This is a genomic window from Nonomuraea sp. NPDC049309 (genome assembly GCF_043196965.1).
Taxonomy (GTDB): Bacteria; Actinomycetota; Actinomycetes; order Streptosporangiales; family Streptosporangiaceae; genus Nonomuraea; species Nonomuraea fastidiosa.
This window is the reverse complement of record NZ_JBICSH010000005.1, coordinates 544,482-556,066: the sequence shown is the minus strand read 5'-3', so window position 1 is coordinate 556,066 and position 11,585 is coordinate 544,482. Positions and strand designations below refer to the sequence as shown.

Annotated in this window: 12 protein-coding genes; 5 read left to right on the top strand and 7 right to left on the bottom strand. The window is 74.5% G+C overall.

What is annotated here, in order from left to right:
- Position 1 precedes the first annotated feature (1 nt).
- Genes ACGFIM_RS30910 through ACGFIM_RS30895 form a run of 4 tightly spaced genes read right to left on the bottom strand, consistent with a single transcriptional unit; the run spans position 2 to position 4,780 of the window.
- Positions 2-1,189, bottom strand: coding sequence for a glycosyltransferase (locus tag ACGFIM_RS30910; RefSeq protein ID WP_393207314.1), 1,188 nt, complete (start codon positions 1,187-1,189; stop codon positions 2-4).
- Positions 1,186-2,214, bottom strand: a complete 1,029-nt coding sequence (locus ACGFIM_RS30905; RefSeq protein WP_393207311.1) for a glycosyltransferase family 9 protein — start codon at positions 2,212-2,214, stop codon at positions 1,186-1,188. The genes ACGFIM_RS30910 and ACGFIM_RS30905 overlap by 4 nt, the downstream gene beginning before the upstream one ends.
- A complete protein-coding gene (locus tag ACGFIM_RS30900) occupies positions 2,211-3,152 on the bottom strand; it encodes a glycosyltransferase family 2 protein (RefSeq protein ID WP_393207308.1) in 942 nt (313 codons plus the stop codon). The genes ACGFIM_RS30905 and ACGFIM_RS30900 overlap by 4 nt, the downstream gene beginning before the upstream one ends.
- Complete coding sequence (locus ACGFIM_RS30895) at positions 3,149-4,780, bottom strand: carbamoyltransferase (RefSeq protein WP_393207305.1); 1,632 nt, start codon at positions 4,778-4,780, stop codon at positions 3,149-3,151. The genes ACGFIM_RS30900 and ACGFIM_RS30895 overlap by 4 nt, the downstream gene beginning before the upstream one ends.
- 181 nt (positions 4,781-4,961) lie before the next feature.
- Here ACGFIM_RS30895 and ACGFIM_RS30890 point away from each other — a divergent pair, with 181 nt between their 5' ends.
- From ACGFIM_RS30890 to ACGFIM_RS30880, 3 genes are read left to right on the top strand one after another with little or no spacing between them, the layout of a single operon-like run.
- A complete protein-coding gene (locus ACGFIM_RS30890) occupies positions 4,962-5,555 on the top strand; it encodes a D-glycero-alpha-D-manno-heptose-1,7-bisphosphate 7-phosphatase (protein WP_393207302.1) in 594 nt (197 codons plus the stop codon).
- Positions 5,552-6,481, top strand: coding sequence for a glycosyltransferase (locus ACGFIM_RS30885; RefSeq protein ID WP_393207299.1), 930 nt, complete (start codon positions 5,552-5,554; stop codon positions 6,479-6,481). Before ACGFIM_RS30890 ends, ACGFIM_RS30885 begins: the two co-directional genes overlap by 4 nt.
- Before the next feature lie 30 nt (positions 6,482-6,511).
- Positions 6,512-6,790: a WhiB family transcriptional regulator gene (locus ACGFIM_RS30880; protein WP_393207296.1), complete on the top strand. Its 279-nt coding sequence runs from the start codon at positions 6,512-6,514 to the stop codon at positions 6,788-6,790.
- On the opposite strand, the gene ACGFIM_RS30875 is transcribed toward ACGFIM_RS30880, so the two are convergent.
- Entirely contained in the window at positions 6,732-7,211 is a 480-nt protein-coding gene (locus ACGFIM_RS30875; RefSeq protein ID WP_393207293.1) for a peptide deformylase, read from the bottom strand. The two genes, ACGFIM_RS30880 and ACGFIM_RS30875, sit on opposite strands and share 59 nt — an antisense overlap.
- Positions 7,212-7,440: 229 nt before the next feature.
- Between ACGFIM_RS30875 and ACGFIM_RS30870 the strand changes: the two genes are divergently transcribed.
- Both ACGFIM_RS30870 and ACGFIM_RS30865 read left to right on the top strand, forming a co-directional pair.
- The gene (locus ACGFIM_RS30870; protein WP_393207290.1) at positions 7,441-8,607 is read left to right on the top strand and encodes a uroporphyrinogen-III synthase; all 1,167 of its coding nucleotides are present in this window, start codon (positions 7,441-7,443) and stop codon (positions 8,605-8,607) included.
- A 109-nt stretch (positions 8,608-8,716) separates the two neighbouring features.
- Entirely contained in the window at positions 8,717-9,436 is a 720-nt protein-coding gene (locus ACGFIM_RS30865) for a sirohydrochlorin chelatase (protein WP_393207287.1), read from the top strand.
- A 160-nt stretch (positions 9,437-9,596) separates the two neighbouring features.
- Here the strand turns inward: ACGFIM_RS30865 and ACGFIM_RS30860 are convergent, their stop codons facing one another.
- Positions 9,597-10,082: a TetR/AcrR family transcriptional regulator C-terminal domain-containing protein gene (locus ACGFIM_RS30860; RefSeq protein WP_393207284.1), complete on the bottom strand. Its 486-nt coding sequence runs from the start codon at positions 10,080-10,082 to the stop codon at positions 9,597-9,599.
- Positions 10,083-10,301: 219 nt separating this feature from the next.
- A complete protein-coding gene (locus ACGFIM_RS30855) occupies positions 10,302-11,156 on the bottom strand; it encodes a PAC2 family protein (RefSeq protein WP_393207281.1) in 855 nt (284 codons plus the stop codon).
- Positions 11,157-11,585: the final 429 nt, after the last annotated feature.

Sequence of the window (11,585 nt, the reverse complement as noted above, 5' to 3'; positions counted from 1 at the left end):
ATCAACCCCCCAGGGCGGCCAGCCGGCCGACCTTGCCGTCGATGACCTGCGTGTACACGGCCTCGGTGAGCTCGGCGACGCGCGGCCAGCCGTAACGCTCGCGAGCCCTCCTGGCGCCGGCCGCGCCGAGCTCAGCGCGCCGCCGCGGGTCGCCCAGCACCTCCTTGAGCGCCCTGGCCAGGGCGCGCGGCCTGCGCGGCGGCACCAGCACGCCGCAGCCCGCCACCGTGTCGAGGTGGCCGCCGACCGCCGAGGCCACGACGGGCACCCCGCACGCCATCGCCTCGACCGGCACCATGCCGAACGGCTCGTACCAGGGCACGGTCACCACGACGTCGGCCGCCCGCATCAGCGCGGGCACGTGCCGCCTGGGCACGCTGCCGATGACGTGGACGCGGTGGCCCATGCCGTAGCCCTCGGCCAGCTTCTTGAGGCGGACGGCCTCCTCGTCCTCCCGCCCGCCCCCGGCGATCACCAGCTCCGCCTCGGGGATCTGGCGCATCGCCCTGATCAGGGTGTCCACGCCCTTGCGCGGCACCATCCGGCCGATGCTCAGCACCATCGGCCCGTCCGTACGCGGCGCCGCCGGACCGTCCGGGCGGAACTCGGACAGGTCCACCCCGCACGGCACCACCGCGATGCGCTGCTCCGGCACGCCCATCGCGAGCAGCTCGCCCACCTCGTCGCTGCAGGTGGCGAGCACCGCGTCGGCCCGTTTGCCGATCTCCCGCTCGGTGTCGATGCGGTGCGCGGGGCTGGTGTCGGCATCGCCCTGCCAGCGCCGCTTGACCGTGCCGAGCGCGTGGAAGGTCTGCACCACCGGAATGTCGCCGGCCGCCTCCAGCGCCGCCTGCCCGCTCATCCAGAAGTGCGCGTGCACGACGTCGGGCGGGCGCGCCGCCCAGCGCTCGGCCAGCCGCCGCGCGAACTCCGGCATGTACGGGGGCAGCTCGTCCTTCGGCACGGGGACCGGAGGACCCGCGGTGACGTACTCGACCGTGACGCCCGGCGCCAGGCGCACGGAGGCGGGCTGCGACTCGGAGGAGCGCCGCGTGTGCACGGCGACCGTGTGCCCGCGCCCGGCGAGCGCGGCGGCCAGCGCGGCGACGTAGACGTTCTGGCCGCCGGAGTCGACCCCGCCGACCGCCGCCAGCGGGTCCGCGTGCTCCGAGATGAGATCGACCTTCACTGCGTCAGCTCCCTCACTGCCTTGACCACCTGCTCGCTCGTCACCTGCGACAGGCACGGGTGCCCGGCCACCGGGCAGATCCGCGCCCTGCTCCCCCGGCAGGGCGCGTGCTGGTCGCCCAGCACCACCGAGGGCACGCCGTACGGGGCCCACCGCTCCAGCGGCACCACGGGGGCGAACAGGCTCACGACCGGCGTGCCGACGGCGGCGGCCAGGTGCGCGGGTCCCGTGTTGCCCGCCACCAGCACGGCGGCGCCCTCGATGACGGCGGCGAGCTCGGTGAACGTGGTGGCGCCGCCCAGGTCGGCCGCGACGCCGCCGGCCACGTAGGCGGTCAGGTCGCGCTCCGTGCCGGTCACGACGACGCGGTGCCCGTCCTCGGCCAGCTCCCGCACCGCCTGCCGGTGCCGGTCCGCGGGCCAGGTACGGGCGGGCGCCGAGGTGCCGGGGTGCACGACGACGTACGAGCCGGGGCCGAACGCCCGCCCGAACCTGCGCCGGACGTCCGGCAGCGGCCGGCGGACCGCCAGCCCGCCCTCGTCGCCCGGCGGCAGCTCGAACCCGGCCGCCCGCGCGACCGCGAGCATCCGCTCCGCCTCCGGCACGTCCACGCTCTCGTCCACCACGTGCCGCACGTCGAGCAGCGAGCCCGGATAGTCGTTGCTGATCGCGGTGATCCGCGCCACCCCGGCCAGCCTGAGCAGCAGCGCGAGCGGCAGCGCCGACTGGTGGAACGAGGTGAGCAGCACCGCCTCGTCGACCCCGCGCACCAGGCCGATCAGCTCCTCGGCCCCGGCCATGGAGACCGGTGGCGGCGTGTGGTCGATCCACGGGGCGCGCCAGGTCACCACCCGGTCCACGCCGGGCAGCAGCCCGGCCGCCGCCCTGCCGTTCGGCCCCGACAGGAACACCACCTCGGCGGCCCGCGTGCGCACCGCGCGCACGGCCGGGCCGGCGAGCAGCACGTCGCCGGCGTCGTCGAGCCGCGCCACCAGCACGCGCCCCCGATCCGCGGGAGCCGTCATCGCCGCACGCTCCATTCCCCGCGCAACCGGTGCGCGCAGGCGACCGGCGGGATCAGCACGCTGGTGACGGCCATCCGCAGCACCTCGTCCGCCGTGCGCGGGCCCGGGGCGATGCGCCGCCAGGCGAACTGCGCGGTCAGCGCCGCCCAGACCACGCCCGCCGCCAGCGCCGCAGCGCGCGCCCGCCTCCCGCGGCCGGCCGCGAGCAGCGCCGCCGCCAGGCCCGCGGCCGTCGTGGCGGCGTGCAGCCGCAGCCGGCCCGGCGCGCCGCCGATGGCCGACCGCCAGCCGGGGCCGTGCAGGCGCCGCATGAGCGCGTCGTCGGCGTTGCCCCGCTGGTGGCGCACGCTCGCCCAGAACCCGTCGTCGCGCACCGGATGCACGGTCACCCGCTCGCCCCTGACCAGCCGGTGCCCGGCCCGCGTCACCCGCAGCGCCAGGTCGGCGTCCTCCCGGTAGGCGCGCGGGAACCGCTCGTCGAAACCGCCCAGCGCGTGCAGCACCTCACGCCGGTAGGCCATGTCGGCGGTCACCCAGAGCGCGCCCGCCAGCCCGGCGGTGTGCCGCTCGGCGTCGGTGGGCCTGCGCCCCGCCGGAAGGGGCACCCGGATCCTGCCCTGGCTGCCGGCCACCTCGGGCGGCAGGTCCACCAGGTCCTTCCAGACGGCCTGCGCCCACCCCGGGGCGGGGACCACGTCGTCGTCGAGGAAGACCACCCAGGGCGTGTCGGCGGCCCGCCAGCCGGCGTTGCGCGCCGCCGCGGGACCGCGCCCGCCCGAGCGCACCACCCGTACGTGCGGGGGCACGCGCAGCGCCGCCAGCGAGGCGGGATGGCCCCGGCGGTCGTCCACCACGATCACCGGCACGTCCGGGCCGACGGCGGCCAGCGTGTCGTGCAGCGTGGGCCGCCCGACGGTGGGGATCACCACGGTGATCATGAGGCGAACACCTCCCGCCGCCGCACCAGGTACGGCCCCAGCGCCAGCACGTCCACCGGCGCCGAGCCGAAGCACTCCAGCGCGTCACGCGGGTCGTCCACCATGGGCCGACCCGCCGTGTTGAGGCTGGTGTTGACCACCACCGGCAGCCCCGTGCGCGCCTCGAACTCGCTCAGCACCCGCGCCATCAGCGGCTGCCGCTCCGGCGAGACGGTCTGGATGCGGGCGGTGCCGTCCACGTGCACCACCGCGGGGATGCGCGGCGCCCAGTCCGGGTGCACGTCGTGCACGAACAGCATGTACGGCGACGGCACCGGCCCCCGGCTGAAGATCTCCCGCGCCCGCGACTCCAGCACCATCGGCGCGACCGGCCGGAACTGCTCGCGCCCCTTGACGTCGTTGAGCCGCTCGGTGTTGCCCGGGTTGCCGGGGTGGGCCAGCAGCGACCGGTGGCCGAGCGCCCGCGGCCCGTACTCGGCGCGGCCCTGGAACCAGGCCACGATCCGGTCGGCGGCCAGCTCCGCCGCCACCGCCGCCGCGAGATCGGCGGGCCGCGTGTACGGCACCCGCGCCACGTCCAGCCACGCGCCCAGCTCCTCGTCGGTGAAGCCGCGCCCGAGCGCCGGGCAGGTCATCGGCGCGGCCGGCTCGCCGTACACCTGCGCCAGGTGCAGTGCGCCGCCCAGCGCGGTGCCGGAGTCGCCGGCGGCCGGCTGCACCCACACCTCGTCGAACGGCCCCTCGTCCAGCAGCCGCGTGTTGGCGACGCAGTTCAGCGCCACCCCGCCGGCCAGAGCGAGCCGCCGCTCCCCGGTGCGCTCGTGCAGCCAGCGCGCCAGCTCGAGCAGCACCTCCTCCAGCCGGGCCTGAACGCTGGCGGCCAGGTCGGCGTGGTCGGAGGTCCACGGGGCGCCCTTCTTCAGCGCCTTGGCGTAGACGTTCCAGTCGACCGGCTCGACGCGGAACCCGCCGTCGCCGGTCGTGTAGATCACTTCGCGCAGCGCCTCCAGGTGGCGGGGACGGCCGTAGGAGGCCATCGCCATCACCTTGTACTCGTCGCTGGAGCGCAGGAAGCCGAGGTGCTGGGTGACGTCCTCGTACATCAGGCCGAGCGAGTGCGGCAGCTCCTGGGCGGCGAGGATCTCCAGCTCGCCGCCCCGGTAGCGGCCCGCCAGATGGGAGACGTTCTCGCCGCGCCCGTCGCACACCAGCACCGCGCAGTCGCGCCACGGCGCGGCCAGCCCGGCCGACGCCGCGTGCGCCACGTGGTGCGGCACGTACGTGACCCGCCCCGGGTCGAGCCCCGGCAGCGCCGTGGCGAGGAAGGCGGGGGCGCGCACCGCGTACCGGGTGCGCAGGTCCTCCCAGTCGCCCTCCGGCCGCTGGACCACCAGCGACGGGTCGTACGAGTAGGCGACGGCGTCGATGTCCTCCGGCGCGAGCCCCGCCTGGCTCAGGCACCAGGCGGCCGCCAGCTCGGGCAGCTCCCAGGCGGAGAAGGCCAGGGGCCGCTTGCCGTGTTTGCGACGGCTGAAGCGTTCCTCTTCGGCCGCGGCCACGATCCTGCCATCGGCCACGAGCGCCGCGGCCGGGTCGTGGAAGATCGCGTTGATGCCGAGAAATCTCATGCTTCCTCCCCCTGGGGATGTCGAGAACCGCTACCGAGAGAAGCGGCTCTCAAACCTGACGTCACCACGGACGACCTTGTGACCTGCGAAAACGGCGCAGGCTACCTGGGGTTGCTCACGCTGCGTAGTTGTTTGCCTGGACGGGTCACGGGTAGCTGCCGCTCACGCGCGACGGAGGTGGATGGTGTTCGAAAAGCGGCGTCCCGGGGCCGTGCTCTTCGACCGGGACGGAACCTTGATCAAGGACGTGCCCTACAACGGCGACCCCGCTCTCGTCGAGCCCATGCCGGGCGCGGTCGAGGCGCTGTGCCGGCTCAGACGCGCCGACGTGCCGGTGGCCGTGGTCACCAACCAGTCGGGCGTGGCCAAGGGCCTGCTGTCGCCGGACGACATGGACCAGGTGAACGCCAGGGTGGAGGAGCTGCTCGGCCCGTTCGACGCGTGGGCGATCTGCGTGCACGACGAGACCGACGGCTGCACCTGCCGCAAACCGGCGCCCGGCCTGATCATCAGGGCCGCGGCCGTGCTCGACGTGAGCCCCCGCGACTGCGTCGTGGTGGGCGACATCGGCCGTGACATGGAGGCGGCGAGAGCGGCCGGTGCGCGGGGCATCCTCGTGCCCACCGAACAGACCCGGCAGGAGGAGATCGACCAGGCGCCCGAGGTCGCCGGCGACCTGGCCGCCGTCGTCGAGCGGGTGCTGAACGGCGCCGGCGACCCGGTGCCCGCGGTCTCGGCGCCCTGGGCCCGCGCGATGGGCTGGAGCCGCTGGTGAGGATCCTGATCTGGCACGTGCACGGCTCCTGGACCAGCGCGTTCGTCAGGGGAGTGCACGAGTATCTGCTGCCGCTCGTGCCCGGCCGCGGACCCGACGGCCGGGGACGGGCGGTCACCTACGACTGGCCGGACAGCGCCCGCGAGGTGCCCTGGGACCGGCTGCGCGACGAACCGGTGGACGTCATCGTCTACCAGCGCCCGCACGAGATCGACCTGGCCCGCGAATGGCTCGGCCCGCGCGCCGCGCGCCTGCCCGCCGTGTACGTCGAGCACAACACGCCGGTGGGCGACGTGCCCCGCACCCGCCACCCGCTGGCCGGGCAGAGCACCATCACGCTCGTGCACGTCACCCACTTCAACGAGCTGTACTGGGACAACGGCCGCGCCCCCACCTGCGTCATCGAGCACGGCATCCCCGACCCCGGCCACCTCTACAGTGGCGAGCTGCCCAGGGCCGGCGTCGTCGTCAACGAGCCCGTGCGCCGCGCCCGCGTCGCCGGCACCGACCTGCTGCCCCGCTTCGCCGAGCGGGTGCCGCTCGACGTGTTCGGCATGAAGGTGGAGGGCCTGCCGTACGACACCTACGAGGACCTGCCCCAGCACGCCATGCACGCCGAGCTGGCCAGGAGGCGCGTCTACCTGCACCCGTACCGGTGGACCTCGCTCGGCCTGGCCCTCATCGAGGCCATGACGCTCGGCATGCCCGTCGTCGCGCTCGCCGCCACCGAGGCGATCGAGGCCGTGCCGCCCGAGGCCGGCGTGCTGTCGACCAAGGTGCACGTGCTGGCCGGCGCGCTGGCGGACTTCGCCGCCGACCCCGAACGCGCGAGCCAGGCCGGCAAGGCCGCCAGGGCCGCCGCGCTGGCCCGCTACGGGCTCAGCCGCTTCCTCTCCGACTGGGACGAGCTGCTCGGCCAGGTATGACGCCCCGCGCCATGGGTAGGCGCGGACAGCATGATGATGCTCGACTGGACACGCAGGGCCGCCTGCCTGGACCTCGACCCCGAGCTGTTCTTCCCGATCTCGATGGAGGGGCCGAGCCAGTCGCAGACGGACAGGGCCAAGCAGGTGTGCGCGGGCTGCCCCGTGCGCGAGCCGTGCCTGGAGTACGCGCTGAGCACCAGGCAGGCATACGGGGTGTGGGGCGGCACCGACCCCGGGCAGCGGCGGGAGCTCAGCCTGGCAGGGCCGCGAGGAAACGCTCCCGCTCGGCCTCTTCGAGGTGGTCGCTGAACAGCACGCCGTCGAGGTGGTCGGCCTCGTGCTGGAGCACCCGCGCCAGCGTGCCGAGCGCCCTGACGGTCACCGGTTTGCCGAACATGTCACGGCCGCGCGCGGTGACCATGTAGGACCGTTCCAGCGGCCACCAGACGCCGGGCGCCGACAGGCACGCCTCGTCGGCCGTCACCCGCCGCTCCGACAGCTCCAGGCGCGGGTTGACCAGGTGGCCCGCCTTGCCGTCGTAGTCGTAGACCACCACCCGCACCGGCTCGCCCAGCTGCGGAGCCGCCAGGCCGGCCCGCCCAGGGCCCGCACGCAACGTCGCCGTGAGCGACTTCACCAGCCGGCGCAGCTCCCGATCGAAATCCCGGACCGGCTCTGCGACCGTGCGCAGCACCGGATCGCCGAACATGCGAATGGGCAGGACCGACACCCGTGACTCCCCGATAGGCGGCCATGTCACGGACAACGTTTCCCCCGCCCGCGCCGGGTCAACCCCGCGGCTGCGGCCTTGTAGCACAGCGGTAACAAGAGAGACCCGTGGGCGAAACCACCCGAAAGCAGTATCGGAGGGTGATCTCACTTGCGTCACAAGCACCTGTGATGCCTGGCCGGGTGCTCGGGGCCCGGCCAGGCGTCCACGACTACCTGGAGGTGCACGCATGAGCGCGCTTTCCCTGGAGGCCGGAACCTCCCCGGAGACGGCCCCCGACGCGCTGGCGGGCTTCACCGTCGGCGTGACCGCGACCAGGCGGCGCGAGGAGTTCGGCGCCCTGCTGGAACGCCGCGGCGCCCGCGTGGTCAGCGCCCCCGCCATCCGCCTCGTCCCCCTCGCCGAGGACGCCGACCTGCTCGCCGCCACCCGGCAGAGCCTGGAGGCGCCGCTCGACGACGTGGTCGTCACCACCGGCGTCGGCTTCCGCGGCTGGATGGCCGCCGCCGAGGGCTGGGGCCTGTCCACCGAGCTGAGCGAGCACCTGTCGCGGGCCCGCCTGCTCACCCGCGGCCCGAAGGCCAGGGGAGCGGTGCGCGCCGCCGGGCTCAACGACCACTGGACGCCCTCGACCGAGTCGTGCAAGGAGGTCAAGGAGTACCTCCTCGCCCAGGACCTGCGCGGCCGGCGCATCGCCGTCCAGCAGCACGGCGAGCCGCTGCGCGACTTCGTCGCCGACCTGCGCGCCGCCGGCGCCGAGGTGATCGAGATACCGGTCTACCGATGGCTGCCGTACCGCGACATCTCGCCGCTGCGCCGCCTCATCAGCCAGACCGTCTCCGGCGCGATCGACGCCGTGGCCTTCACCAGCGCGCCCGCCGTGCACGCCATGCTGAACGCCGCCCGCGCCGACGGGCTCGAAGACGCGCTGCTAGCCGCCTTCGGCGGCTCGGTCGTTGCCGCCTGCGTCGGTCCCGTCACGGCCGAGCCGCTGACCTCGCGCGGCGTGCCGACCCTCCAGCCCGACCGCTCCAGGCTCGGCGCGCTCGCCCGCGTCCTGGCCAGGCACCTGCCGGAACACGGCGTCACCCGCGTCACCGCGGGCGGGCACCGGCTGGAGATCCGCGGCCACGCCGTGGTCGTGGACGGCGAGCTGCGCCCGCTGCCGCCCGCGCCGATGGCCGTGCTCAAGCGCCTGGCCGACAAGCCCGGCCACGTGGTGTCGCGGGCCGACCTGCGCACGGTGCTGCCGGGCAGCGTCGCCCGCGACTCGGCCGAACACGCCGTCGAGATGGCCATCACCCGGCTGCGCCGCGCCCTCGGCCCGAGCGGCATCGTCGAGACCGTCGTCAAGCGCGGCTACCGGCTCGCCTGCCTGTACGAGGCGGGCCTTTGAGCCTCAGCCCTTCGGGTCTCGTCCCTGTGAGCTCAGCACCATCGAACGTCACGTCAGCCTGCACCGAGGAGTTCCGCATGCCCTGGCCCGTTCCCGCAGGAGCCGGCCGATGACCCCCACGCTCGTCCTGGCCGCGCACGGCACCCGCAGCCAGGCCGGTCAGCGCACGCTCACCGCGCTGGCCGAGACGGTCAGGGCCGCGCGGCCCGGCGGCCGGGTCGAGCTCAGCTACCTGGAGCTGGCCTCGCCGCTGCTCAGGGAGGTCCTGCCCGCCGTGCGCGGCCCCGTGGTCGTCGTCCCGCTGCTGCTCGCCGGCGGCTATCACGTGCACGTCGACCTGCCCCAGGTCGTCGCCGAGCACCGGCCCGACGCGATCGTGGCCGGCTGGCTGGGGCCGCACCGGCTGCTCACCTCGGCGCTGGCGCGCAAGCTGGCGCGGGCCGGCCTGCGCGCCACGGACGCTGTGCTGCTCGGCGCGGCGGGCTCGTCCGACCCGTCGGCGCTCGCCGACGTGCGCGCCGCCGCCCACCAGCTCGCCGTGCGGCTGGCCAGGCCGGTGACCGCCGCGTTCGCGTCGGCGGGCGCGCCGTCGCTGGACGAGGCCATGGAACGGCTCGGCGCGACCCCGGCGTCCCGGGTGGCGATCGCCTCGTACGTGCTGGCCCCCGGCTACTTCCACGACCGGCTGGTCGCGGCGGCCGCGGGCCGGCCGGCGGTGGTCAGCGAGCCCCTGGGCGCCGACCCCGACGTGGCGGCCCTCATCTGGCGCCGCTACGACGAGGCCCTGCGCCGCCCCGCCGCCCAGCCGCGCACCCTCCGCAGAGCGTGACGAGCCGCGCAGCTCTTCTGTGTGCCCGGAGTGGACGGGCGCCCGGTCTCGCTGCGCAGGGTGTGACGAGTCGCGCGGGTCTTCTGTGTGCCCGGAGTGGACGGGCGCCCGGTCTCGCTCCGCGGGGCGTGACGAGCCGCGCGGGGGAGGGGCCTCGCGATCAGGCGGGGTCGAGGCGCAGCTCGCGGACGATCTCGCGGGCGCTGGCGTCCCGCGACGGCGCGTCGTCGCAGCCGGCGACCATCTCGATCCAGGCCCGGTGGAAACAGCCCGCGACCAGCAGCCGCGCGCTGGCCTCCGGGTCGGCGTCGGCTCTGACCCGGCCCAGCCGCTGCTCGGCCGCCAGATAGCTGGCGAGCGGCGCGGTCTCGGCGCGCGGCCCGAGCCCCGCGTCCTTGATGGCCCGGCGGAAGCGGACGGTGACGTCGGGGGAGGCGAAGGCGGGCAGCGCCGCGCTCTGGACGTCGATGTAGAAGTCGATGCCCGTACGCGCCACCGGGTGGAGGTTGTCCGACACGGACGCCTTCCCGGCGCGGTGCGTCAGGTCGTGCAGGATGCTCAGCCAGAGCGGGAGCCGGTCCTGGAGCAGCGCCAGGAAGTAATCCACCGAGCCGCCGGCACGGTCCTCCCTGAGCGAGACGGCCATCTCGAGGACGCGCCGCCTGGTGTCCTGACTCCTATGGTGCGGGTCTACGTGGGATGTCGCCATGGCATGCCTAACGTGCGCGGTCGGTGGATGTAGGCATCACGTGCGAAGCCGGACGGTATCCGCCGGCGTGAATCTGGAGCCCCGGCTTATCGGGATCTGGTGATCCCCGATTATTACTCGAAAACGCCAAATTTTGGCGGATTCAATACGTCAGGGTTAGCTGTCCGTGTCGCGATCTCGACGTCGCAGGTAGCGCTCGAACTCCGCCGCGATCGCATCGCCGCTGGCCTCGGGCAGCTCCGCGGCGTCCTTGCGCTCCTCCAGCTCCCTGACGTAATCGGCGACCTCGCTGTCCTGTGCGGCCAGCTCGTCCACGCCGCGCTCCCACGCCCTGGCCTCCTCGTCGAGGTCGCCGAGCGGCATGGGAATGTCGAGGATGTCCTCCAGCCGGCGCAGCAGCGCCAGCGTCGCCTTCGGGTTGGGCGGCTGCGCGACGTAGTGGGGCACCGACGCCCACAGCGAGATCGCGTCGAGCCCGGCCCTGCCGAACGCGTGCTGCAGCACGCCCACGATGCCGGTCGGGCCCTCGTAGCGGCTCAGCTCCAGCCCGGTCGAGCGGGCCAGCCCCTCGCTGGTCGCGCCGCCGAGGATCGGCACGGGGCGGGTGTGCGGGGAGTCGTTGAGCAGGGCGCCGAGCATGACCGCCAGCTCGATGCCCAGCTCGCGGCAGACGTAGATGATGTCGTCGCAGAACGAGCGCCAGCGCATGTTGGGCTCGATGCCGCGCAGCAGCACGACGTCGCGCCCGGCACCCGGCGGCCTGGCGCGCAGCAGCCGCGTGGTGGGCCACACGATGGACTGCGTGAGCCCGTCGCTCATCTCCACCACGGGCCTGGTCACCTGGAAGTCGTAGTAGTCGTCGGGGTCGAGCGCGACCAGCGGCTCGGCCTTCCAGGCGGACTCGAGATGGGCGATCACGCCGCTGGAAGCCTCACCCGCGTCGTTCCAGCCCTCGAACGCGGCAATGAGCACCGGGTCGACGAGCTCGGGGAGCCCTTCGAGCTCTATCACGTGTCGCCTCCACTCTCCTTCGTCCCGCTAAGCCTATGCCGTGAGGCGGCATCGCCGTCACCGATCTCCCCCGAATGCCGCGCTGCCCCGTTCGCCCACGTGAGGGCGGGGGTGCCGGACGCGTGCCCGGCCGGGCGGCGGCGCGGGCCGGATCGGGGCGCGCAACCCCTGGTCGAAGGCCCTTCCGCCGGTCGCAGGGGGCTCGCGCGCGGCTCGCCGCGCCCTCGCGCGCGGGCCGTGCGGCGCGCGCGGGCGCGTGAAGCCCGTTCGCGACCCGCGAACTCGGCGGGCTCATCTCACCCTCATTCACCCGAAATCGGGAATAAAACCGAGCGCATGGAAAACACCCTGAAAACCCGAGTTCACCCCGCTTGGGACGCGCGAGATCGGCGCACGACGGGCGCTTGAGACGCACCCGATAAGCTGAAC